This is a genomic window from Luteimonas saliphila (assembly GCF_016774335.1).
In the GTDB taxonomy this organism is placed as follows: domain Bacteria; phylum Pseudomonadota; class Gammaproteobacteria; order Xanthomonadales; family Xanthomonadaceae; genus Luteimonas; species Luteimonas saliphila.
On record NZ_JAETWA010000031.1, the window covers coordinates 59473 to 83234 of the forward strand.

The window sequence follows — 23762 nt, forward strand, 5'->3', positions numbered from 1 at the left end:
CCGCTACGGCAGGGTGAACTTGCGGCTTGCGCGCAGCGGCCAGAGGGAGGTGAAACGCGCGCCCCCCACCAGGCGATACGCCGCCGAAACGCTGTGCAACACGCCCAGTCGCTCCAGCACCGCCTTGACGCGCCGGAAGGCGTGCCGGGGGTCGGCCGTCAGCATGAACAGGTTGATTTCCTTGGCGCTCACGTCGAACCCGTCGAGCGCCGCGGCATCACCCAGGGCCGCCTTCAGTTCGTCTTCGATGGTGGCGAGGAAATCTTCGCCTTCCAGCGATTTCCTCCAGAACTTGATCACGAGCTGATGGTCCATCGATCCGGCAAATCCCTGGAGCAGGCCGGGCCGCGGAGCGGTCTCGGCGTGGAAGAATCGGCAGTCCGGGCGGCGCGGGGCAGGCAGCACGACGACGCGGCCGGGGCGAGCAGCGCTTTGCAGGCGACGCTCCGAGGTGGATCGGCACCATGGCGCCCCCACCGTTCGATCTGCGCCGCTGTGCGGGGTCGATCGAATGTCCTGCCAGGTAGCGACCCGTCTGCCGACGGTCGCGTCACCGGAGTATGCCTCCAAGGGGAACTGGATGCTCGCTGCGAGCAACGGGCGAACGCAGGAACGACCGGAATCCGGGGCAGACCGGACACCATGTTCTTCGAGGTGCGGAAGTCGCGCGTTGGAACGAGCTTGACAGGCGCACGCGGCCTCTGGTGTGCTGCGCACGTTATCTCCGTCGCGCTGCCGCCGGCAGCGCAGACCCTGCGTCGAGGGGCGCTGCAGCGGATTCCATCCCGTCACGCTCGACGCTGGTTCGGATGGCAAGGGCGCCTCTTTGCGAAAGAGGATGCGCTATGCATGGTTCCCGCAATGGCAGGCCGGTCGGTCGCGTCGTCGGGTTGTGGCGTTACCCGGTGAAGTCGATGGCGGCCGAAGCGCTGGCCGAAGTCGATGTGTCCTGGCACGGGTTCACCGGCGATCGGCGATGGGCGTTCATGCGCAACGGCGTCCCCCACAGTGGATTTCCCTGGCTCACGCTGCGCGAGCGCGCAGACATGAACCACTATCGCCCGTCGTTCGTCGAGCCGGACCGGCCGGACAGGTCACGGACCGTCGTGCGGACGCCCTCGGGAACGACGTTCGACGTCGCGGACCCGGCCCTAGCGTCCGAGCTGTCTCCGGAAGGCGCACGGGTGATCCGGCAGGACCGCGGCGTTTTCGACACGTTTCCCTTGTCCCTCATCACCACCCGGACGATCGGCCGGCTCGGCGAGGCGGTGGGCGAGGCGCTCGACGTCGGGCGCTTCCGCCCGAACATCCTGGTGGAGGCCGCAGATGGCACACCCTTCGCAGAGGACGACTGGGTGGGCAGCGTGCTGCACGTGGGCGGCATGCGCATGCGCGTCGACAAGCGCGATGGCCGCTGCGTCGTCATCACCATCGACCCCGTGACGACCCGGCGCAATCCAGAAATCCTCCGCACCGTGGCGCGCGAGCGCCAGGGATGCCTCGGCGTCTACGGCTCGACCGTTGCGCCAGGCCGCGTCGCGATCGATGATCCGGTGCTGCTCGAGTCGCCCGCGTGAACGCGCCTGGATTTCCGGCCGCCTGCTCCTGGCATCTTCGACGCCCCGGAACACCGGGCGCCTGGTGCCGGATGCGCGCGCCCGCTGGCCCGCAGCACTCGCCTGCGCGCCAGCACAAGGCGCGTGGCCACGAGAGCTTCCGTGCCCGCATCGCCGCACTCACGGCGACGCAGCGTCGCCGTCCTGGTGCGCGGCCGGCCCCGGTCTGCGCCGGGAAACCGTCCGTGGGCGACCCTCCTCACCGTCCAGCGTCCAGCGAAGCGGCAACGTCGCCAGCCACACCAGGCCAGCGAGCGTGGCGGCCAGGCCCAGTCCCGAGGGCGACAGCGGCTGCACCTCGAGCAGCCCGGAAAACGCCGGCACCTGGATCAGCGCGACGCTCGCAAGGCCCGCCACGGCAATGAGCCGCGGCATCCTGTCGCGCAGGCCGGTGAGCACCGCCAGGAACACCACGCTGCACAGGATCAGCACCGCCAGCGCCAGCGAACGCGCCACCGCGGCCGGATCCACTGGCGCCCCGGCGAGGCTGCCGACCCGGTATCCGGCCAGGACCGCGCAGGTGGCGACCGTGGCCGCCAGCCACAGCGCCCACCAGGCGCGCCGGGAAAAGAAGCGCACCGGTCCGGACGCGGGGGCACGTCGTCGCAGCCGCGTGCCGCTGCGCTGCTGGAACCCCAGCATCGCGGTGGGGTGGATGATGAGCTCCAGCCAGACGATGTGGATCGGCAGGTACAGCAACGGGAAACCCGCCAGCGGCACCAGCGCCGCCGACAGCACCAGCGGCAGGTGCACCAGCAGCAGGTAGGCGAAGCCACGCTGCAGGTTTGCGAACAGCTGGCGGCCCTCGGCGATGGCGTTGACCAGAGTGCGAAAGTTGTCGTCCAGCAGCACGATGGCGGCCGCCTCGCGGGCGCTGCGGGTACCGCGTTCCCCCATCGCGATGCCGATGTCGGCGGTCTGCAGCGCGGGCACGTCGTTGACGCCGTCGCCGGTCACCGCCACGGTGTGGCCGCGTGCCTGCAGCGCCTGCACCAACTGCAGCTTCTGCCCCGGTGCGGCGCGCGCGATCACGTCGGCTTGCGCCAGCTCGTTGGCATCGAGCGGTTCGTCCTGGCGTTCCTCGAGGTTCAACACCTGCGGCGAACGGCCGCCGAGGCCGATGTCGCGGGCGATGGCACCTGCGGTCAGCGGGTGGTCGCCGGTCACCATGACCACCCGGATGCCGGCGGCCAGGCAGGCCTGCACCGACTCGCGCACGCCTTCGCGCAACGGATCGCCGAAGGCCAGCAGCCCGGCCAGCGCGTAGCCCGACTGCGGTTCGAGCGCCGGGTCATGGTCGTCCGCAAGCGCCTGGCGCGCGCAGGCGATCACCTTGTAGCCGCGACCGGCCAGTGCATCGAGCCGTTCGCGCCAGGCCGCGACGCCGTCGGGGCCGGCGGCGCACATCGCCATCACCGTCTCAGGTGCGCCCTTGACCACGGCGAGCACGCCATCGCCGTCGCGAAGCAGGGCGGTTTCGCGGCGGCGCTCCTCGGTGAAGGGGAACGTGGCCAGACGCGCTTCGTTCCCCACCACCGGCGAAGCGGCATCGCGGATCGCCCGGTCCATCGGGTCGTGTCCGGCGGCCCCAGAGGCGCGCGCCGCCAGCGCCAGCAGCGCGGCTGCCTCCATCGCGTCGGCGGGGACCGTTTCCACCAGCCGCAGTTCGCCCTCGGTGAGCGTGCCGGTCTTGTCGGAGCAGATCGCGCTGACCCGGCCGATGTTCTCCACCGCCACCGCGCGCCGCACCAGCGCCTGGCGTTGCGCCAGTCGATAGACGCCCACCCCGAGGAACAGGGTGAACACGACCGGGAATTCCTCCGGGAGCGCGGCGACCGCGAGGGTCAGGGCGCTGATCAGCGTGTCGACCGGGCCATGCCCCTGGGCCAACCGCACCGCCGCGAGTACCAGGCAGAACGCGAGCGCGGCCACCAGCATCCAGCGCACCAGCCGCGCCACCGAGCGTTGCAGCGGGGTGCGCGCCTGGCCGCCGGCGCGGGCCAGGCGCACGATCTCGCCGTAGCGGGTATGCGCGCCGGTATGCACGATCCACAGCCGTGCCTCGCCGGTCAGCAACCGGGTGCCGGCATGGGCCCAGTGCCCTGCATCGACGCTGGCGGGCAGCACGCCGGAGACGTCGAGCACGCGCTTGCGGACCGGAAGCGACTCGCCGGTGAGCGAGGATTCGTCGAACTGCGGATCGCTGCCGGCCAGCAACAGGCCGTCTGCCGGAACCCAGTCGCCGGCGGCGATTTCCACCACGTCGCCCGATACCAGCTCGCGCGCCGGGAGCACCCGCCAGCTGCCGTCGCGCAGCACCCGCGCCTCGGCGGCCAGTCGGCTGGCCAGGCCTTCGGTGGATGCCTGGGTCCGCCGGTGCAACCAGGCGTCCATGCCCAGCAGGGGCACGATCGCGACCAGCAGCACGATCGCCTCGGTGCGATCGCCGAGCGCCAGGAACAGCAGGCTCACGACCAGCAGGAACCACAGCATCGGGTCGCGCGCGGACGCGGCAGCCACCGTCCACCAGCGACGCGGCGCCGTCTCGGCCACGTCGTTCTCGCCGAAACGCCGGCGGCGCTCGGCGACCTCGTCGCTGCGCAGGCCGGTGTCCGGATCGCTGCATTCGAGGGGCTCGCGGGGAAGTTGCCTGGTCGGCATCGGCGCGTCCGTCCCGGGATGGCGACTACTCTAAGCGCTTCGCGGGAACCTTCCGTGCCGCCCGGGCCGCATCGGCGAACGGGGTCGGCGCATCCTGGCAGACCTTCAGCGTCCGGCGCGCCTGCAACCGTCGAAGAACCGCAGCATCTGCGCCGACGCATCGGGACCCTGCGGATCGGTATAGCTTCCCGACGCGTCTCCGCCCGACCAGGCGTGCCCGGAGCCGTGGACGATCCAGTGTTCGGCCGCGATCCGGCCGTCGGCAGTGCGGTGGATCGTGCGGGTCGAACGGCGTCCGCCCGGTGCGGTATCGCGTTCGATCGTGCTGGCAATGGCGGCGACACCGTTCCCCGCGCCCAGGCTGTGTTCGACCACGCCCTGCCCGTTCGACGGGTGCACGGTGGTATCGCTGTCGCCGTGGAAGACGATCGCAGGCACGGGCGCGCCACCTGCCGCAGGCGGGCGCGATCGGGATGTTCCGCCCTTGCGCATGGCGGCGAAGGCCGAGGGCACGTCGCTGGCCAGCCCGATCGGCAGGCCGGAGTGCACGCCGATGGCGGCATAGACGTCCGGATGCGTGCTGGCGAGCACCGCGGCCATGGCGCCCCTCGCGGACAGGCCGGCCACGTAGACCCGGTTCGGGTCGAGCCGGTGGCTGGCCACCAGGTGGCGGGTGAGTGCGGCGAGCATGGCCGGCTCGCCCTGCCCGCGCTGCTGGTCGCTGCCGCGGAACCAGTTCCAGCACCGGTTCTGGTTGCGCTGGACCGCCTGCGCGGGCCAGGCGACGACATACCCGTGTGTGGCCGCGAGCTGGTTCATGCGCGTGCCGCGGGCGAAGTCTTCCGGCGTCTGGGTGCATCCGTGCAGCATCACCAGCAACGGCGCACCCGACGGATCGAGACCTGGGGGAACGTACAGTCCGTACTGCAGCTCGCCCGCGTCGCTGGAGAAACGATGCATCGGCAGGTCGCTGGTCCTGCCCTCGCCGCCATGCGAGGGCCGGAAGGTGCGCTGCACACCGGCGCTGGCGCCCGGGGACATCGTCGCGGTAGCTGGCCACATGCGCGAGCGCGACGCCGTCCGGCTGCGGGCGCCACCCGCGGACGGTGTGGCGCACGCATCTTCACGGGCAGCGGATGCATCGCGGGGTGCGGATGCGGCACCGGCGTCGGCGTCGGCGTCGGTCGCCGCGCTGGCCGCGGGCGCCAGGCCGGCCTCGATCACGCGGAACTCGCCCTCGATGGTCGCGTCCGACGTGCCCAGGTCGCCACTGCGGTCCTCGCGCCGGGCGGGCGGTGGCGCCGGGGCGGCATGGCCGCCGAACGCATGTTGCAGGGTGCGCGTGGCCGCGTGAAGGTCGCCGGCCTGCATCTGGCGCATCGCCCGGCGCATGGTGTCGTTGCTGGGTTTCATGGAATTCCTGATCAGTGGATGCGGCCGGCCAGTGCGGCCTTGACCTTCGGGCTTGCCTGGAGCACGCCGAGCACGGCGATCGATTCGATCGCCTCGCGCGCCAGTTCCGGGGTGACGTCTTCCGCGATCCGCACCAGGCCCAGGGCCTGGATCCGCAGGCGCTCGCCCGCATCGCGTGCGGCCTCCAGCTCGGAGCGACCGTAATCCTGCAGGCCGACCACCAGGGTGCGGCGCGCCACCGTGTTCCGCAGCGCGTCGCCATGCGTCGCGAGCTGGTTGCGGATGGCGGTGCGGATCAGGTCGGTGCGGTTGGAGTAGAAGCCTTCCTGCACCAGCAGGTCGATCTGTCCCAGGTCGACGACGCCGAGGTTGATGGTGATCTTTTCGCTTTCGGCGAGGACACGCGGACGTGTGTCGGACATGGACTGCAGCTACTGGATGGTATATGCCATCCTATCACCATCCATATAGATGGTATGTTAACCGCGCCCTCCATTGTCCACGAAGCAAAGGGACCGGCGCGCCAGCCGTCGCGGAAACGCAAGATCCGGACCACGCAAAGGCGGAACGGCTATGCGGCGCGGCTATTCCGCCAGGCTCGCCCACGTCGCATCGGCTACCGGTTCCAGCCGTTCCAGCGCCGGCCTGCCGAACAGATAGCCTTGGAACAGGTCGATTCCGATCGACCGCAGGGTCCGGTACTCGGCCGCCGTCTCGACGCCTTCGGCCAGCAACGTCGAGCCGATGCCGCTGCCGATCCGGGCGATGCCGGAGACGATGGCCCGACGCACCGGGTCGGCGTCGATCCCGCGGATCAGCCCCATGTCCAGCTTGATCAGGTCCGGCTGGAAGGCGATCAGGCTGGGCAGGCCTGCGTAGCCCGCGCCGAAGTCGTCGATCGCGGTCTGGAAGCCGCGACTGCGGTAGTCGTTGAAGATGCGCGAGACATGCGCATGGTCCCGGACCTGCTCGGACTCTGCGGCTTCGAATACGAGGCGTTCGGTGGGAAAACCGGTCATCTGCGCCGCAAGCAGCGTCAGCCGGATGCAGGTGGCGGGCTGGTAGACCGCATTGGGGAAGAAGTTGACGAACAGCCGCTGCCGCAGGCCGAGCTCCGCCGCCGTGACGATCGCCTTGACCCGGCAGGTCTGGTCGAAACGGTACAACTGCTCCGGCCGGACCCGCGCCAGCACCTCGGCCGCGCCACCGCCGTCGGCGGTGCGCACCAGCGCTTCATAGCCGTAGATGGAGCGGTCCCGCGCGTCGACCACGGGCTGGAACGCCATCCTGATCTCGAAATCCAGACGCTGGTCGCCCTGGCAATTCGCGCAAGGCCGCGGATCCGGCGTCTTCTCCCCGAAAAACCGCTGCAAGAACATGGAAGCCCTCCGGTGCCGCGATGTGCCCGTATTGCGACGATAACGGCACGGCCGGGCGAACCTGTGCCCTGCGTGCGCTCAGAACACCGACAGCCCGGTCATCCGGGTGAAGCGGTGCAGCGCATGGCGCCCGAGCAGCGAATTGCCCTTCTCGTCCAGCCCGGGCGACCACACGCACAGGCCCATCACGTGCGGCACCACCGCGACGATGCCGCCGCCCACCCCGCTCTTGGCGGGCAGCCCGACGTAGAACGCGAAATCGCCCGCGGCATCGTAGGTGCCCGCGGTCATCATCAGCGAATTGATGCGCGTGGCGCCCTCGGCCGTCGTCACCTGCACGTCCGACGATGCGCAATGGCCGGCATCGGCCAGGTAGCGCACGCTGCGCGCCAGGTCCACGCAATCCATGCGCAGCGAGCACTGCAGATAGTAGAAGTCCAGGACGTTCTGCACGTCGTTGTCCAGGTTGCCGAAGCTGCGGATGAAGTTGGCCACGGCCACGTTGCGGTAGCCGCTCTCGCGCTCGGACTCCGCCACCACCTCGTCCGTGCCCACGTCGGGATTGCCCGAGCGCGCGCGCATGAACCCGAGCAGCGTCGCCTCCGCATCCTCGAAGTTCGACAGGATCACGTCGGCGGAGATCAACGCACCGGCGTTCATGAAGGGATTGCGCGGGATCCCCTTCTCGTACTCCAGCTGCACCAGCGAATTGAACGGATCGCCCGACGGCTCGCGATCCACCCGCTTCCACAGCTGGTCGCCGATCGCCTCCAGCGCCAGCGTCAGGGTGTACACCGTGGACACGCTCTGGATCGAGAAGCGCTCGCGCGAATCGCCCGCTTCGTGGATCTTGCCGTCCGGCAAGGCCAGGGCCATGCCGAAGCGGTCCCTGGGCACGTCGGCCAGCGAGGGGATGTAGTCGGCCACCTTGCCCTCGCCGAAACGCTGCCGCACCTCCTCGTCGATCGTACCGAGGACATCGTCCAGGTCGTGGCGACTCAGGTCGTGCGGATTCGACGGGGGCTTGCGCATGCGGGCTTCCATCTGCGGTGCGGATGCGCCCACTGTATGCAGCGGCCTGTAAGGCCGCGTCAGCCGTCAAGGACCGGCGCGCCGCCGGGTCCCTGGCTTCCGGCGCGCAGGGCGAAGAGCGGACACCGGGCAGACCGTTCGCCCTCGATCCACGGGACGATGGAGGCTCGACCGAAGTCCCGTCGGAACCTCCGGTCGCGCGGGCTCAGGCCTTGAGCTTCCACCCCGTCCTGAAGATCCACCACACCGCGCCCAGGCACAAGGCGAGGAAGCCCAGGATCGCCGCCATGCTGATGCCCACGCCGACGTCCGAGACGCCGTAGAAACTCCAGCGGAAGCCGCTGATCAGGTAGACCACCGGATTGAACAGGGTGATCTTCTGCCAGACCGGCGGCAGCATGCTGATCGAGTAGAACGCACCGCCCAGGAAGGTCAGCGGGGTCACGATCATCAGCGGGATCACCTGCAGCTTCTGGAAGTCGTCGGCCCATAGGCCGATGATGAAACCGAACAGGCTGAAGGTGACCGCGGTCAGCAGCAGGAAGGCCAGCATCCACAGCGGATGCGCGATCTCGTAGGGCACGAACACGCGCGCCGTCACCAGGATCAGCACGCCCAGCATCAGCGACTTGGTCGCCGCCGCCCCGACGTAGCCGATCACCACCTCGACATACGACACCGGCGCGGAGAGCAGTTCGTAGATCGTGCCCGCCCACTTGGGCATGTAGATGCCGAACGAGGCGTTGGAGATGCTTTCGTTCAACAGCGACAGCATGATCAGGCCGGGGATGATGAACGCCCCGTACGACACGCCGTCGATCTCGCCCATGCGCGAGCCGATGGCCGCGCCGAACACCACGAAGTACAGCGAGGTCGACAGCACCGGCGAGGCGATGGACTGGGTGATGGTGCGGAAGGTGCGCGCCATCTCGAAGCGGTAGATCGCGCGGATCGCGTGCCAGTTCATGCGCGTGCCTCCCGGCCGCCGGCATGCACCAGGCCGACGAAGATCTCCTCCAGCGAACTCTCGCTCGAATGCAGGTCCTTGAAATCGATGCCCAGTTCGCCCAGCTGCCGCAGCAGCGCGGCGATGCCGGTCTGGTCGGTCTGCGAATCGAAGGTGTAGACCAGGGTACGGCCTTCGTCGCCCAGTTCCAGCGCCAGCGGGGACAACTCGTCGGGGATACGGTGCAACGGCTCCTGCAGCGCGAGCGTCAGCTGCTTCTTGCCCAGCTTGCGCATCAGCACTTGCTTGTCCTCCACCAGTACCAGCTCGCCCTTGTCGATCACGCCGATGCGGTCGGCCATCTCCTCGGCCTCCTCGATGTAGTGCGTGGTCAGGATGATGGTCACTCCCTTCTCGCGCAGCTTGCGGACCATCTCCCACATGTCGCGGCGCAGCTCCACGTCGACGCCGGCGGTGGGTTCGTCCAGGAACAGGATGGTCGGCTCGTGCGACAGCGCCTTGGCGATCAGCACGCGGCGCTTCATGCCGCCGGACAGGGTCATGATCTTGCTGTCCTTCTTGTCCCACAGCGACAGGTCGCGCAGCACCTTCTCCAGGTACGCCGGATCCGGCGCCTTGCCGAACAGGCCGCGGCTGAACTTCACCGTCGCCCACACCGTCTCGAACGCGTCGGTGGACAGTTCCTGCGGCACCAGGCCGATCTTCGCCCGCGCGGCGCGGTAGTCGCGCACGATGTCGTGGCCGTCGGCGGTCACCGTGCCCTGACTGGGATTGACGATGCCGCAGACGATGCTGATCAGGGTGGTCTTGCCGGCGCCGTTGGGGCCCAGCAGCGCGAGGATCTCGCCCTTGCGGATCTCCAGGTCGACCGACTTGAGGGCCTGGAAGCCCGACTGGTAGGTCTTGCTGAGGTTGCGGATCGAAATGATCGAAGACACGGCAGTCCTGCGGTGATGCGTGAACGAGGCGGGGATCGTACCGGACTGTCGGCAGCGGCAGTGTCCCGTGACCGGGAGTCTGCATCCCGACCTGTCCGTTCCTGTCCGCAACCTTGGCCCGGAGCCGCCTCCGCTATTCCGGCGGCGTGGGCGCGACCGCGAAATGCGGCGTCGCCACGAAACGCCGGGACGCCCCGTCGAGTGGATCGTCGAAGGCCAGCGCGTGGGCGAACAGTCGCAGCGGCCGGGCATGGTCGTCCGGCCGCTGTTGCTGCAACACCGGATAGAGGCGGTCGTGCAGGATCGGCGCGCCGAGCGCCGCCAGGTGCACGCGCAACTGGTGCTTGCGCCCGGTGACCGGCTCCAGCCGGTAGGTCCAGGCGTGCGCGCCGCGCGCGACCACCTCGATCCGCGTCTCGCTGTTGGGCTCGCCCGGCACCTCGCGCATGCGGAAGAACGGCTCGCCCCGTTCCAGCCGGCTGCGGTGCACATGCGGAAACGCGAGATCCGGCAACGGCGGCGCGATCGCGAGGTAGTGCTTGCGGATGCGCCGTTCGCGGAACAGCGCGTGGTAGGCCGCGCGACTGCCGGGATCGGCCGAGAACATCACCAGCCCGGCCGTGTCCCGGTCGATGCGGTGCAGCGGCACCAGGGAGGGATTGTCGAAACGGCGCACCAGTCGCGTCAGCAGGGTTTCGCGCACGTACGCGCCCGTCGGCGCCACCGAGAGGAAGTGCGGCTTGCAGGCCACCACCAGGTGCGCGTCGGCGTGGATCACGGTTTCGGCGAACGGAATCCCTTGCTCATCGGCGACCTCGCGGAAATAGCGGACCTCGGCGCCGACGCGGTACGCGGCCGAGACGTCGAGCGCGCATCCGTCCGCATCCAGCACCCGTCCACGGGCGAACCGGTCGCGCCAGGTGGCTTCGTCCACCGCGGGGAAGTGCGCGCACAGGGCTTCGAGCACCGTCGCCCAGGGGCCGGGCGGCAGTTGCAGGCGGCTAGGTGGCGGGTCGTCGGCGGAGGAGATCGGGCGTATCCCGGGCAGGCTCGTTGGCCCGATCCGCGCGGATCGGACTTCGTGCCCGGCATGGTACGGAGCCTGCGCGCGCGCCGTCGAGCCGAACTACGACAGCTTCGTTATTCACTCCGTGGTGCGGCGACGAATCCCTCGGCATGCCGACCGATTCCGTACCGGCATACCGCAATGGATTTACGGAATCGCAGGCACATTCGACACCCGCAGGCGCCGTCGCGCATGGCACCCTGCCGGCAGCGCTTCCGTCCACGCTGCGAGACCACCATGAGCCCGCTTCCATACCGCATCATCGCAATGCTCCTCGGCGCCCTGCTGCTGGGCTGTGTCGCCGCGCCCCTGGCCGCCGCCGACAGGCAGACCTTCGTGCTCGTCCATGGTGCTACCGCCGGCGGCTGGGAATGGAAACGCACCGGCCAGTTCCTCGTCGAGGACGGACACACCGTCTACCGCTCCACCCTCACCGGCCTGGGCGAGCGCGAGCACCTCAACAGCACCGAGATCGACCTGCAGACCCACATCGACGACGTCGTCAACCTGATCCTGTTCGAGGACCTGCACGACGTCGTGCTCACCGGCCACAGTTACGGCGGCATGGTGATCACCGGGGTGATGGACCGCATTCCGGAGCGGCTGCGCCATGTCGTGTTCCTCGACGCCGCGGTGCCCGAGGACGGGCAATCGATCTGGGACCTGTTCGGCAGCGATTTTCCGCAGGATCCGGAGCGCTTCAGGGACGGTTTCATGCAGGTGCCCTGGGTCGAACCGGGCGCGAAGCCGCCTTACAGCGTCAGGCAGTCGATCAGGTGCTTCAACCAGCCGGTGTCGTACCGCAATCCCGCCGCGCTGGCGCTGCCGGTGACCTATGTCGCCTTCGTGCCGAAGGACCAGTCGGCGGAAGAACGCGCGAAGACCGACAGGAGCTGGCGCAATGCGCGTGCGCGGGGCTGGACCATCCGCACCTTCCCCGGCGGGCATGTCGCGCAGCAGGAGGATCCGCGCGGCGTGGCGACGCTGATCGCGGCATCGATGGAGGATCGCAACACCGCGCCTGCGCCAGCAGCGGAATAGCCTGGAGCGATGCCAGCCGCGCGATGCTATCGTCCTGCCGCGCCGGCGGCTCCCCGCCGGACGGGAGACATGCCGATGCCGCCGACCTTCGCACCCGTTCCGTCTGCCGGACCAGGCCTTGGCTCCTGACGTGTTGTCCGGTCGATGCCACTGCGGCGGCGCCGGCTGGCGCGTCTCGGGCGACCCCGGCCCGGTCACCTCCTGCAACTGCACCCTGTGCCGTCGCTACGGCGCGCTGTGGGCCTACGATTTCGAGCACGGACGCATCGCCATCCACGGCGACACCCGCGTGTACACCCGCGTAGGCAAGGCCGATCCCGCGCTCGAGATCCATTTCTGCCCGACCTGCGCCTGCGTGGTGTGCTGGCGAGGCGTGCGGCTGGAGGACGGCGGGCGGCGGCGGATCGCGGTCAACGTGCGGCTGGCCGAACCGGACACGGTGGCGCACCTGCCGATCGACCATTTCGACGGACTCGACAGTTTCGACGACCTGCCCTCGGACGGCCGATGCGTGCGCGACCTGTGGTTCTAGCCGCGCGTCGCCCCGCAGACGGGTCGACTGCAACGCCTGCGACCGTCGGCCGGGCACCGGGACGCATGCGCTACGCTCCGCGCCTTGCCACCCTGACCGCGCCGCCATGGACCACCTCCTGCCATCGCTGTTGATCCTGGCGTTGCTCGACAGCCTGAATCCGTCGGCCCTCGTGGTGGCGCTGTGGCTGCTGGCGCAGCCGCATGCCAGGCCGCGCCTGCTGGCCTACGTTGCCGGGATCGTGGTGGCCTACCTCGGCCTGGGTATCGCGATCATGCTGGGCGCCACCGCAGCGCACGACACCCTGGCCGTGGTGCTCGACCATCCGCTGGCGATGGCCGCGCAGGCGCTGCTGGGCGCTGGACTGCTGGCCTATGCGATCTTCGCGCCGTCCGACGCGCACCAGGCGCGCGAACCGCCGCTGCCGGGTAGTGGAGGACTGGCCGCCTTCGTGCTCCTCGGGATGACGGTGACGCTGCTGGAACTGGCGACCGCGCTGCCCTACTTCGCGGCGCTCGCGCTGATGGTCGAGGCGAGACTGTCGCCCGCGCAGTGGCTGCCACTGCTCGCGGGTTACAACCTGGTGTTCGTGGCGCCACCCCTGGCCTTGCTCGCGCTGCACGTGCTGCTGGGCCAGCGCACGGACGCGCGCTTCGTCCGCTGGCGCGAGCGCCTGCGCCGCGGCGCGCGAGAGGCGACGCTGTGGATCTTCGGCATCGTCGGCGTTGCGTTGCTGAGCGACGCGCTCTCGCGCTGGTTCACCGGCGAGCGCGATCGCGGCGACCCGGTGTCGGTGCACGCGCTGGTCCCGCCCGTGCACGGGCCCGGGTTCGACATCGCCGTCGTCCGCATCGCGGACCCGGACCGACCCGCGTTCGCCAAAGCGCCGACGGCGAGGCGTTCACCACCCTGCTCGGCGAAGCGGACGCAGGCATACCGACCACGGTGGTCGCCGGCGGGTTCGTCGGCGCCGTGGCGGGTCCGTATGTGCAAGGGGCGGCGAAGCCCTAGCCGTCGCCCGCTACCGCGAGCACGCTGTCGGCGAGGACGACCACGTTCGCCGGGTGGACTGGTCGACACCACCGGCCGGAACCCGGCGCCCCGATGGTGGCGTCGCCGGCGGATCCGCCGCGGTCCTAGCCGTAGCGGACGCGGTGACGATCCAGGGCACGCGAAACGCGCTCCAGCGCCGCTTCCACTTCATCGGCGAAGCCGCCCTCCGGGAATCGTCGCAGCGCGGAGTGCGCAGCGCACACGATGCGTGTGTCCGCCCAGCGCGAGGCCAGCGTGCGCGCCCACGCGGCATACGCATCGGCGGCCCCGGCCTCCGGCTTGAGCGCGCGCGCCAGCAATGGATGCATGCGCAGCGAAGACTGCGGCAGCAGACCGCGCAGGAGGCCCGGTGCCGCCAGTACGTTCAGCGTGTCGTCGACATGCACGATGCCGTCGCGTCGATGCCGCACCAGTACCGAAGCGACGTGCACGCGTTCGTCCGCGCACACGAAGGCCACGCCGCCGGGTACCGAGAGATCGAACAGTTCGGCAAGCGGGTGATCCTCACCCCACGCCTCCACCGGGGTGGCCGACCATGGCAGCGACGGCGCGAGCCGGCGATGGCGCGCGGTGCCATGGAGCGTGGCCCCGGGAAACAAGCGCTGCATCGCCTCCACATGCAGGGTGTGGAACGGATGCACGTGGACCACGGCCGCCACGCGTTCGCCGTTGCCGGTCAACGCCAGCAGCGCATCGCGCTGCGCATCGTCGAGCGGGCACCCGTCGATGACCACGAAGCGACCATCGTCGCGTCGCACCAGCGACATCTGGGTGCCGATGTCGAGCACGCCGGCGACCCGGTGCACGCCGCGGATGTTCCAGAAGGTGTCGGACAGCTGCTTCATCGTCGACAGCTTAGGCGGGCGGCGTGAAAATCACGGGAACGCCGGCGCAAGGTCGCGTTCCCGCAGCGCGAGCCGCAGGCCCGAGCGCAAGGGCACGCCGGTTCGTCCGTGCGCAAGCGGTGTGGCGACTGGGCATGGCGGCGTCATCGTCCGCGCGGCGCGCTGTCGCCCGCCGACAGGGGCGTCACCACGCGGAAATCCCGAGCCTCCCCGGGGGCTGGCGCGCTACTCGGGCACCGGAATCGTCAGCCCGCGCTTGATCACATCGAGCGCCACGTTGGTCGCGAAACGCGTGACGCCCGGGCAATCGGCCATCAGGCGCGACATCAGCGCGTGATAGGCATCGACATCGGGCGCCGACAGCACGACCACGAAATCGGCGTCGCCGGTGACGTAATAGATCTGCTGGACGCCGGGTTCGGCCAGCAGCCACTTGCGGACCGCCGCCATCAGGTCCGGCCGTTCGCGTTCGACCGTCAGCGCGGCGATGAAGAACGTGCAGGGCCCCGTGCGCTTCGGGTCCGAAACCCGCCGCGCGAACGGCCGGATGCCTGCGGCCGGGTCAGGCCTGGGCGCCGCGCAGCCGCAGCGTCAGCCCTTTCAGGAAATTGCGCAGCAACTGGTCGCCACAGGGGCGGAAGTTGCGGTGCCCGGCTTGGCGGAACAGCGCCGAGAGCTCGGGCTTGGTCACCGGGAAGCCCGGGTCGACGAAGATCCGGTGCATGTCGGCGTCGGTCAGTTCGAACGCCACCCGCAACTTCTTCAGCACCACGTTGTTGCTGACGCGCTTCTCGACCGGCCGGACCGGCCTGCCCTCCTCGCGCCCGCGCAGGTGCACGATCAGCCCGTCGAGCACGTGCGCCAGCACCTCGTCGCTGCAGGGCACGTATCCGGGCTCATCCTCCTTCAGCAGCATCGCACGCACTTCATCCCTGCCCAGGACGAATGCGGGGCTTGCCAGCCCGGCAATGTCGATCACCTTCTGCTCGCTCAGGTCGAGCATGTAGCGGATGCTGCGCAGGACGTCGTTGTTGATCATCGATCCAACATGCGGCTGGGGGATGCGATGCAGTCTAGCGGGTGGCCGGGGTGCGTCGCAGCGGACCCGGTCGCCAGCCTCGTTATCGCCTATGCTGGCTTCCTGCCCGACAGGAGATTCGTCATGCGCATCGCGATGGTCGCTTTCGCCTTGTCCTTCCTGCTCGCGGCCCCGCCGGGCCAGGCGCAGGTACCGGACGAGCCGCTGTCCTACACCGGCAAGACCGCGCTCGTCACCGGGTCGACCGACGGACTCGGGCGCGAACTTGCCCTCTCGCTTGCGGCCGACGGCGCCCACGTCATCGTGCACGGCCGCAATGCCGAACGCGGCCAGGCCGTGGTGGACGAGATCACGCGATCGGGCAAGGGCTCGGCACGGTTCGTCGCCGCCGACTTCTCCTCGCTGCAAGCGGTACGCCAGTTCGCCGACACGATCGCAGGCGAGTACGCCAGGCTCGACCTGCTGGTGAACAACGCCGGCATCGCCATCCGTCAGGCCCCGCGCCGCAGCGCCAGCGAAGACGGCCACGAACTGCAGTTCGTCGTCAACTACCTCGCCGGCTGGATCCTGGCGAACCGGCTGCTGCCCAATCTGGAAGCTGCGGCGCCGTCGCGGGTCATCAACGTCTCCTCGATCAGCGCACACGCGATCGATTTCGACGACGTCATGCTGGAACGGCCCGACGCCCACCACCGCGGTTACGGACAGAGCAAGCTGTCGCAGGTCATGATGACCATGGAACTCGCCCCAGCGTTCGCCGCACGCGGCGTCACCATGATCTCCGTGCACCCGGCCACGCTGATGGACACCACCATGGTCAAGGGCATCGGCGTACCCGCCCGCACCACCGTCGCCGAAGGACGCGACCACGTGATGGGACTGGTCACCGCGACGGCGCTGCAGCCTGGCGCCTTCTACGTGGACGGCCGACCGGCCGCGCCCTTCGACGAGCAGGCAGGCGATTCCGAGGCGCGTGCGCGCCTCGTCGAACTGAGCGCCGAACTGACCGGCGTCCCCGGGCCGTAGGGCGGGCTCACGCCCGCCTTCCGGGACTCACAACGGCTCGATTTCGACCGTCAGCGCGTACAGCGTCTGCCCGGGCAACAGCGGGCAGATCACCGAATGCGGAACGAACTCGCTGCTGTCCACGTCGAGCTCGGCGATGCCGATCCAGGGGCTAGCCGGCAGTCCGTTCAATACGCCGGCCCGAGGCGCCAGGCCGGGCCACAGATTGTGGAACAGGCAGCGGCGCCCCCACTGTTCGTCGAAGTCGAGCTGGGCCACGCTCGCGCCCACCATGGCATGGCCGGGTACCACCGAGGGCAGCGGACAGGTCACCTGCACCCGTCTCGCGCCGCTGTTGGTCACCGCGCCGTCGGCATAGCTCAACGATGACGCGTAGGCGGGTTGCGTGGGCTGGCAGTGCGAACCTGCCGCCAACACCAGTTCCTGCGCCGGGACCGGCGACGAGGCCATGGCCAGCGCCACCAGTGCAACTCCGATCCGGATCTTCATGACGTCCTCCCTCGTTGTGAACCCTGCCAACCCCCTTTGCGCGCCCCCTACAGCATCACAACGACGCACGGCACCCATCGCGGACACGCGCTACGCGGCCTTGCGGAGAGGCGGGGCGCGACGGATCAGGCGGTCCCACATTGCCGGGTTGCCGTCGCCGAATCGGTGGTCGCCAGGGAGATGCACCCCCATGGAGACGGATGCAAACTACGCCCCGATGCGCACGCCCCGCCAGCCACCCGCAGCCCACGCTTCGGCGATCGATCCCGTGCAAGCACGCACAAGCCAGGATCCACGCCTGCTGCGCCGCCTGTTGCGCGCCAAGGACCGCATGGACGCCGCCTCCCACGAGGCCTGGCCGGTGCGGCGGCTGGCGCGGGTGAGCGGCGTGTCCGAGGCGCACTTCGCGCGATCGTTCAAGGACGCCTTCGGCGTGCCGCCGCACCGCTACCTGCTCACGCGGCGGATCGAACGGGCCACGACCCTGCTGCGCGATACCGACCTGCCGATCACCGACATCGCCTTCCAGACCGGCTGGCAAAGCCTGGGCACCTTCGGCCGCACCTTCCGCGACATCACCGGCGAGAGTCCGGGCGAACTGCGCGCGCGGCAGCAGGCGGCGGCGCATCCGCTGGACCGGGTGCCGCCCTGCTACCTCGCCGCCGCCCAGCGCCCCGCCCTCACCACCGCAGTTTCGGAGAAGCGGCGCCGGGAGGCCGGCGATAGCATCCCCGCGTCCAAACGACCGGAGGTCGCATGAGCAAGGGCATCGGGGTGGTCGGGCTGTACGTCCGCGACCAGGAGGAGGCGCTGCGGTTCTATGTCGACAAGCTCGGGTTCCGCGTCCACACCGACGCGCGCAACGGCGACTATCGCTGGCTGACGGTGCAGCATCCGGAACAGCCGTCGTTCCAGCTCGGCCTGTTCCTGCCGGGGCCGCCGGTGCACGACGTGGCGACCGCACAGGCGTTGCAGGAAATCGTCGCCAAGGGCGCCATGCCGCCGCTGGTCCTGCACGTCGACGACTGTCGCGGCGACTACGCGCGGCTGCACGCGCTCGGGGTCGAGTTCACGCAGGAGCCGGTGGACCGCTACGGCAACGTGGACGCCACCTTCCGCGATCCGTCCGGCAACGGCTGGAAGATGATCCAGGCGGCATCGCGATGAGCGCGTGGATCCGGCAATTCCATCGCTGGCTGGCCATCGCCTTCACCGCGACCGTCGTCGCCAACTTCGTCGCCATGGCCTTCGGCGAGCCGCCCGCCTGGGTGGTCTACGCGCCATTGCCGCCGCTGTTGCTGCTGATGGCCAGCGGCCTGTACATGTTCGTGCTGCCGTATGCCGCCGGGCGGCGCGACAGGCAATGAGCGGTGTCGGGCTGTGACGCAATCCCGCACCCCCGGGTGACCGCTTGAACGCGACATCCCACCCGGCCTTCAGGCCGTTCCCGATGCCGGCACCGGCGCACCGAACCACCTGGCCAGCGCGGCGCGCAGCGCGTGCGGATCGTCGCCTGCCCAGGCCACGTGGCCATCGGGACGCAGCAGCACCGCGGACACGTCCAGCGCCTCGCTGGTGTCGACCAGGTGGTCCACGCGCTCCGCCCAGCCTGCCGTCGACAGCGCGTCCGTCCGGTCGAGCAGCACGCCGCGCCCGCGATGCATGCGCGCGTACAGCCTCCCGCTCCCCAGCGCGATGTCGCGCAGGCGCCGGCCCTGCAACGGATGTCCGTCGCCCAGGTCGTAGCGGATGTCGATCGCCATGATCTTGCCGGTGAGATGGCGGTTCACCACATCGAAGTCCATCAGTTCCGACAGCAACCTGCGCACCGCCTGCGGACCGGGCTCGGTCGAGAGCAGGTGCATCTGCGCGCGGGTGTGGTCGAGCACATGGGCGGCCACCGGCCTGCGTTCGGCCTCGTAGCTGTCCAGCAATCCCGTCGGCGCCCAGCCCCTGACCTGCGCAGCCAGTTTCCAGCCCAGGTTGAAGGCGTCCTGCACGCCGAGGTTGAGCCCCTGTCCGCCCACGGGTGGATGGATGTGCGCGGCATCGCCGGCCAGCAGCACGCGGCCCACCCGATAGCGCTCGGCCAGCCGCGTGCCGTCGCCGAAGCGCGACAACCAGCGCGGCGAATGCGCGCCGAAATCGCTGCCGGCGACCCGCGTCAGCTGCCGCCTGAACTCGTCGAGCGTCGGCGGCGTGGCGCGATCCTGCGCCACGCCCCCGGCGGGCAGCACCACGCCGAAGGCGCCGTCTTCGAGCGGCCTGATGCCGAACCGTTTCTCGGTCTTGCGGATCTCGCCCACCACCGGGGCGATCGCCTCCCACGGCTCGGCGAGCTGCATCTCGCCGAGCAAGGTGTCGACCCGCGACGGCTCGCCCGGAAACCCCACGCCCAGACGCTTGCGTACCGTGCTGCGGCCGCCATCGCAGCCGACCAGGTAGCACGCGCGCAGGCAGGCGCCATCCGCCAACTGCACGGTGACGCCGGCCTCGTCCTGCTCCAAGGCGGCCACTTCGCCACCACGCCGGATGTCCGCGCCCAGTTCGGCGGCGCGCGCTTCCAGCAGGCGATCGGTGACGGTCTGCGGGATGCCCAGCACGTAGGCATGCGCGCAGTCGAGTCCTTCGGGTGCGGACTTGTCGATGGCGGCGAAGAAGCCGCCGACCGGATAGCGTTGGCCGAGCGCGAGGAACCGGTCCAGCAGTCCGCGCTGGTCGAGGATCTCGAGGCTGCGCGCATGCAGTCCGAGCGCCCGCGCCACCGGGGATGGCGTGGTGTCCTTCTCCAGCACCATCACGCGCACGCCGTGCAGCCTCAGCTCGCTTGCCAGCATCGTGCCTGTCGGCCCGGCGCCGACCACGATGACGTCCGCGTCCATTGCCGCCGCTGCGCTCAAGCCCTTTCGCACAGCCACCTCCGCACGGGTCCAGTCCAGGAAGGTGGGCGACTGTGCACCATCGCGCCGGCCTTGCCGCAAGCCCGTGCGTGGGATATAAAGTGCTGGTGGGATGGCGCTGCGGCGTCGGCCCATTTTTTTTGCCGTCTGGAGGGAATCGGGCCTTCCACAGGCGCAAGGCGCTGCAAGAATCGACGGCTCCGGACCAGGCCCACCGCGAACGAAACCCGCAATACCTGTGCGGGGCCCATGCAGGTCACGCGCCCGCGCCGGCGGGAGATGGTGGACCGCGCCCATGCCGCGGGAAACGCCACGCGATGCGGACGAGGGCCGAACCCGCCATTCGCCGATTGCCGATCGCCACCGGCAAGCATGCCTGGACCGCGGGTCACCGCTCGTGCAACACCAGTCTCCCCTTGCCACCGGCTTCGTTTGACAATGCCGGGAGTGCCTCGGAGCATGCGACGTTCCGCCGCGGACCATCGTCCCATGCGCCGACTCCTCGCGTTGTCTCTGTCCGCGTTGTCATTGCTGTCGCCGCAGGTGTCCGCGGCCCGGGAGGCCCCGCCACCGCCGCCCGCGGCCGCGGACGTGTTGCTGCCGCCCGCCCCGCCCTGGCTGGGTGCGCTGGACGCGCTGTACGACCGGCGCATCCGGGTCGCGGGGCTGGAAGACCGACGGTTCTCGCCGGAACACTGGTGGAATCTCGCCGGTCGTCTGGCGACCAGGGCCGGCGGTTTCGACACCCGGGTGATCGGCCGGGGCGCCGAGGGGCGCCCGCTGCAGCACGTCTCCTGGGGCCGCGGCGACACGCGTGTGCTGCTGTGGTCGCAGATGCATGGCGACGAGAGCACGGCGTCGATGGCGATCGCCGACCTGTTCCGGCTCCTCGGCGAACATCCGCGGCATCCGCTGGTGCAGCGGTTGCGCCGGGGCACCACCCTGCACCTCCTGCCGATCGTGAATCCCGACGGCGCGGCGCGCTTCCAGCGTCGCAATGCGCAGGGCATCGACATCAACCGCGATGCCCGTGCGCTGGCCTCGCCCGAGGGCCGCGCGCTGCACGACCTGCGCGAGCGGCTCGAGCCCCACTTCGGATTCAACCTGCACGACCAGGACGTGGGCACCCGCGTCGGCGACAGCAGCCGCGGCACCGCCATCGCGCTGCTCGCGCCGCCCTACAACGTCGCCCGCGAGGTCGACGACTCGCGGGCGCGCGCCATCGAGGTGTCCGTGGCGATCCGCGCCGTGCTCGAGCCCTACATCGCCGGCTACATCGCCAGGTGGGACGACACGTTCAACCCGCGGGCGTTCGGCGATCTCACCGCGCAGGCCGGCGTGTCCACCATCCTGATCGAGTCCGGCGGCATCGAGGGCGATCTGCAGAAGCAGCGGCTGCGCAAGCTCAATTTCCTCGCCCTGGCGGGCGCGCTGGACGCCATCGCCACCGGGACGCATGCGGGCCTGCCGCGCGCCGCGTACGAGCAACTGCCCGAGAACGGGCGCGACTGGGCGGACCTGCGCATCGCGGGCGGCACTCTGGCCCTGCCCGGAAAGGCCCCGGCCAGGGTCGACCTGCTGGTGGAGTTCGAGGATGCGCTGCTGGAGCGCGGCGGGATGATCCTCGAGATCGGCGACCTTGCCGACAGCCAGGCGCGCCGTACGATCGACGCCTCCGGCCTGTATATCGTGCCCGTTGCCGGCGAGGGAGCGGACGGAAACACAGAACACCGGAAGATCGCCCGGCACGCCCCGGCGTATTTCCATCTCAGCCGGGATCCGCAGGGCCGCCACATCGTATGGACGCTGGCCCGCGACGTGGATCCGGACAGGCGCGTGCCGCGGGCGGACTGAGGCACCCGGAGGCTTGCCTCGAGGCGCGACGCAAGCTTCTGCCGCGTCCGGACCACGACCTTGAAGCCACGCACATGCAGCTGGGCTCCCATGGATCTCCGCGTCCTGCGATCTGCCGCGCTGTCAGGGCGTCGGGAGAGGAACGTCGGCCTTCGGCGCGCGCCCGGAACCGATGATCGCGACCGCACGCAGTTCGACCACCGCACCCTCCGCCAGCAACGCCGAGGTTCCGACCGCGCTCCACGCGGGATAGTGCGACGGAAAATACTCGTGGTGAATCGGTCCGAACTTCGCGAACTCGGCCTGGAAGCTCGCGGCATCGGTCGGTCCGGTGTGGAAGCTGGTCAGCTCCACCACGTCGGCCAGGCTGCTGCCCGCCAGTTCCAGTTGCCGCTTCAGGGAGTCGAACATCCGCCGCACCTTGTCTTCGTAGCTGCCCGGTCCCGCGGCCGGGATGCCCGAGACGATCACCATGTCCTTCACCTTGACCACCGGCGTGTAGTGCCAGGCGTGGTAGGCGCGCTCCGCACCGGGCGGCACGAGGTGTTCGCGGGTCGGCACGTCCTCCCCGGCGCGCGCGGATGCGGCGGAGAACAGCAGCCCGGCCAGCAGGCACGCATTGCGAAGGTTCGTCATCACGGGCTCCCGGGGGCGAGGCCACCATGCTGTCGAACGCCCGCCACTACGCGCAACCTGCCGTTGGTCATGAGCGATCTCTCGACCAGGCCAGGAACCGGACGCCCCTCGCCGTGTGCGCGAACGCGCCGAAGGCGAGTCCCCGTGCGTGCGACAGGCGGGGCGGGCGTCGCCGGGGCCTGTTCACCGGCGGCATGCCCGAACCGGAATGCGTCGGCAGGTCGGGTCCAGCCACGCCCGGTCGATTCCGATGCGCAGGCGCGTCGCCTGGCATGCCCTGCGTTCCAGCCGCCGCGGGCGGACCCTGTCATGCTGTTCGCGACCGACCGCCTGCCCGACGATGAATCCGACCCTGCCCCCGCTTGCCGATGTGCTCGACCTGCTGCCGGATGCCGTATGCGTCGTCGACGAGGACGGCCGCTATCTGTACGTGAGCGCCAGCTTCGAGCGCATCCTCGGCTACCGGCCCGCGGAGGTGCTGGGGCGGCAGGCGTTCGACTTCGTCCATCCCGACGATCGCCAGGACACCATCCGCCAGGCCGCGGAAGTCACCGCAGGCGCGATCCAGCGTCACTTCCGCAACCGCTACGTCCACAAGCGCGGCCATCTCGTGGACATGCAGTGGTCGGCCCGCTGGCATCCGGACCATCGCATCCGCATCGGCGTGGGGCGCGAGGTCACCGAGCTGCGGCGCGCCGAGGAGGAACTGGAGCATCTGGCCAGTCACGACACGCTGACCGGGCTGCCCAACCGCCACCGCCTGCAGCATGCGCTGACGAGGGCGCTCTCGCATGCGCGCGCAACCGGCGACCGCCTTGCGCTGCTCTATCTCGATCTCGACGGCTTCAAGGCAGCCAACGACCTGGGTGGCCACGACGCCGGCGACCGCCTGCTGCAGGACGTCGCCGGCCGGCTGAGGCAGGGCCTGCGGCACGGCGACGTGGCGGCGCGGGTCGGCGGCGACGAGTTCGTGGTGCTGCTGCCCGGATGCAGGGACGCCAATGCCGCCCGCCGTGTCGCCGACGCCCTGCGCGCCAGGCTGCGACAGGTCGACCGCGTGGCCGATCGACCGTTCCAGCTCGACGCCAGCGTAGGCGTTGCCTGCTTTCCGGGCGACGGCGATGACGCGGCCTCCCTGCTCGCCCACGCCGACCGCGCGATGTACGCCGTCAAGCGGGGTACCCTGACGAGCGAGCGCTGAGCGGATCCTCCGGCAAGGGAACTGGAAACCCGGTCGGCCGCCCGACCTTCCGCCGCGGACATCCCTGCCTCACG

General features: G+C 70.0%; 24 protein-coding genes, 1 pseudogene and 1 riboswitch. Of the genes and pseudogenes, 10 read left to right on the top strand and 15 right to left on the bottom strand.

Annotated features, from left to right (window positions below):
- Positions 1–3 precede the first annotated feature (3 nt).
- Positions 4–405: a hypothetical protein gene (locus tag JMO03_RS08035; RefSeq protein WP_202842297.1), complete on the bottom strand. Its 402-nt coding sequence runs from the start codon at positions 403–405 to the stop codon at positions 4–6.
- Positions 406–754: 349 nt separating this feature from the next.
- Positions 755–831, top strand: a riboswitch (S-adenosyl-L-homocysteine riboswitch).
- A gap of 14 nt (positions 832–845) precedes the next feature.
- Between JMO03_RS08035 and JMO03_RS08040 the strand changes: the two genes are divergently transcribed.
- Entirely contained in the window at positions 846–1577 is a 732-nt protein-coding gene (locus tag JMO03_RS08040) for an MOSC domain-containing protein (protein WP_273544237.1), read from the top strand.
- A 159-nt stretch (positions 1578–1736) separates the two neighbouring features.
- On the opposite strand, the gene JMO03_RS08045 is transcribed toward JMO03_RS08040, so the two are convergent.
- The 8 genes from JMO03_RS08045 to JMO03_RS08080 all read right to left on the bottom strand — a co-directional run bounded on the left by JMO03_RS08045 (position 1737) and on the right by JMO03_RS08080 (position 11069).
- Entirely contained in the window at positions 1737–4277 is a 2541-nt protein-coding gene (locus tag JMO03_RS08045; RefSeq protein ID WP_202842301.1) for a cation-translocating P-type ATPase, read from the bottom strand.
- A 105-nt stretch (positions 4278–4382) separates the two neighbouring features.
- Positions 4383–5690 carry an extracellular catalytic domain type 1 short-chain-length polyhydroxyalkanoate depolymerase gene (locus JMO03_RS08050; RefSeq protein WP_202842303.1) on the bottom strand — a complete coding sequence of 436 codons (1308 nt, stop codon included), beginning with the start codon at positions 5688–5690 and terminating at the stop codon, positions 4383–4385.
- 11 nt (positions 5691–5701) lie between these two features.
- Positions 5702–6112: a hypothetical protein gene (locus JMO03_RS08055; RefSeq protein WP_202842305.1), complete on the bottom strand. Its 411-nt coding sequence runs from the start codon at positions 6110–6112 to the stop codon at positions 5702–5704.
- 162 nt (positions 6113–6274) lie between these two features.
- The gene (locus JMO03_RS08060; RefSeq protein ID WP_484497248.1) at positions 6275–7069 is read right to left on the bottom strand and encodes an EAL domain-containing protein; all 795 of its coding nucleotides are present in this window, start codon (positions 7067–7069) and stop codon (positions 6275–6277) included.
- 78 nt (positions 7070–7147) lie between these two features.
- Entirely contained in the window at positions 7148–8101 is a 954-nt protein-coding gene (locus JMO03_RS08065) for a glutaminase (RefSeq protein ID WP_202842309.1), read from the bottom strand.
- A gap of 205 nt (positions 8102–8306) precedes the next feature.
- Positions 8307–9068: an ABC transporter permease gene (locus tag JMO03_RS08070; protein WP_149101452.1), complete on the bottom strand. Its 762-nt coding sequence runs from the start codon at positions 9066–9068 to the stop codon at positions 8307–8309.
- A complete protein-coding gene (locus JMO03_RS08075; protein ID WP_202842311.1) occupies positions 9065–10006 on the bottom strand; it encodes an ATP-binding cassette domain-containing protein in 942 nt (313 codons plus the stop codon). Before JMO03_RS08075 ends, JMO03_RS08070 begins: the two co-directional genes overlap by 4 nt.
- A 133-nt stretch (positions 10007–10139) precedes the next feature.
- Positions 10140–11069: a pseudouridine synthase gene (locus tag JMO03_RS08080; RefSeq protein ID WP_202842437.1), complete on the bottom strand. Its 930-nt coding sequence runs from the start codon at positions 11067–11069 to the stop codon at positions 10140–10142.
- 240 nt (positions 11070–11309) lie between these two features.
- Here JMO03_RS08080 and JMO03_RS08085 point away from each other — a divergent pair, with 240 nt between their 5' ends.
- From JMO03_RS08085 to JMO03_RS21630, 3 genes and pseudogenes are all read left to right on the top strand, one after another.
- Entirely contained in the window at positions 11310–12113 is an 804-nt protein-coding gene (locus JMO03_RS08085; protein ID WP_202842313.1) for an alpha/beta fold hydrolase, read from the top strand.
- A gap of 130 nt (positions 12114–12243) precedes the next feature.
- Positions 12244–12645, top strand: coding sequence for a GFA family protein (locus tag JMO03_RS08090; protein WP_337926381.1), 402 nt, complete (start codon positions 12244–12246; stop codon positions 12643–12645).
- Between the two features lie 106 nt (positions 12646–12751).
- A pseudogene (locus tag JMO03_RS21630) lies at positions 12752–13333 on the top strand (GAP family protein); the annotation flags it as partial.
- Positions 13334–13781: 448 nt separating this feature from the next.
- Here the strand turns inward: JMO03_RS21630 and JMO03_RS08100 are convergent.
- From JMO03_RS08100 to JMO03_RS08110, 3 genes are all read right to left on the bottom strand, one after another.
- Positions 13782–14543: an MBL fold metallo-hydrolase gene (locus JMO03_RS08100; protein WP_202842317.1), complete on the bottom strand. Its 762-nt coding sequence runs from the start codon at positions 14541–14543 to the stop codon at positions 13782–13784.
- Positions 14544–14768: 225 nt separating this feature from the next.
- Positions 14769–14993, bottom strand: coding sequence for an Lrp/AsnC ligand binding domain-containing protein (locus JMO03_RS08105; RefSeq protein WP_202842319.1), 225 nt, complete (start codon positions 14991–14993; stop codon positions 14769–14771).
- Positions 14994–15105: 112 nt separating this feature from the next.
- Positions 15106–15582 (bottom strand): YehS family protein, encoded by a 477-nt coding sequence (locus JMO03_RS08110; RefSeq protein ID WP_202842320.1) that lies wholly within the window; start codon positions 15580–15582, stop codon positions 15106–15108.
- Positions 15583–15705: 123 nt separating this feature from the next.
- Between JMO03_RS08110 and JMO03_RS08115 the strand changes: the two genes are divergently transcribed.
- Positions 15706–16608, top strand: a complete 903-nt coding sequence (locus JMO03_RS08115) for an SDR family NAD(P)-dependent oxidoreductase (protein ID WP_202842321.1) — start codon at positions 15706–15708, stop codon at positions 16606–16608.
- 27 nt (positions 16609–16635) lie between these two features.
- On the opposite strand, the gene JMO03_RS08120 is transcribed toward JMO03_RS08115, so the two are convergent.
- Complete coding sequence (locus JMO03_RS08120; protein ID WP_202842322.1) at positions 16636–17097, bottom strand: hypothetical protein; 462 nt, start codon at positions 17095–17097, stop codon at positions 16636–16638.
- 331 nt (positions 17098–17428) lie between these two features.
- Between JMO03_RS08120 and JMO03_RS08125 the strand changes: the two genes are divergently transcribed.
- From JMO03_RS08125 to JMO03_RS08135, 3 genes are read left to right on the top strand one after another with little or no spacing between them, the layout of a single operon-like run.
- Positions 17429–17857: a helix-turn-helix transcriptional regulator gene (locus tag JMO03_RS08125; protein ID WP_202842439.1), complete on the top strand. Its 429-nt coding sequence runs from the start codon at positions 17429–17431 to the stop codon at positions 17855–17857.
- Entirely contained in the window at positions 17854–18264 is a 411-nt protein-coding gene (locus tag JMO03_RS08130) for a VOC family protein (protein ID WP_202842323.1), read from the top strand. The genes JMO03_RS08125 and JMO03_RS08130 overlap by 4 nt, the downstream gene beginning before the upstream one ends.
- Positions 18261–18464: a hypothetical protein gene (locus tag JMO03_RS08135; protein ID WP_202842324.1), complete on the top strand. Its 204-nt coding sequence runs from the start codon at positions 18261–18263 to the stop codon at positions 18462–18464. Before JMO03_RS08130 ends, JMO03_RS08135 begins: the two co-directional genes overlap by 4 nt.
- A 69-nt stretch (positions 18465–18533) precedes the next feature.
- Here the strand turns inward: JMO03_RS08135 and rox are convergent, their stop codons facing one another.
- Positions 18534–19979 (bottom strand): rifampin monooxygenase, encoded by a 1446-nt coding sequence (rox, locus tag JMO03_RS08140; RefSeq protein WP_202842325.1) that lies wholly within the window; start codon positions 19977–19979, stop codon positions 18534–18536.
- Between the two features lie 507 nt (positions 19980–20486).
- Between rox and JMO03_RS08145 the strand changes: the two genes are divergently transcribed.
- A complete protein-coding gene (locus JMO03_RS08145) occupies positions 20487–21851 on the top strand; it encodes a M14 family zinc carboxypeptidase (RefSeq protein ID WP_202842327.1) in 1365 nt (454 codons plus the stop codon).
- 123 nt (positions 21852–21974) lie between these two features.
- Here the strand turns inward: JMO03_RS08145 and JMO03_RS08150 are convergent, their stop codons facing one another.
- Positions 21975–22487 (bottom strand): Rid family hydrolase, encoded by a 513-nt coding sequence (locus JMO03_RS08150; protein WP_202842329.1) that lies wholly within the window; start codon positions 22485–22487, stop codon positions 21975–21977.
- Positions 22488–22827: 340 nt separating this feature from the next.
- Between JMO03_RS08150 and JMO03_RS08155 the strand changes: the two genes are divergently transcribed.
- On the top strand, positions 22828–23688 hold the full coding sequence (locus JMO03_RS08155) for a diguanylate cyclase domain-containing protein (protein ID WP_202842331.1): 861 nt from the start codon (positions 22828–22830) through the stop codon (positions 23686–23688).
- Positions 23689–23762 lie beyond the last annotated feature (74 nt).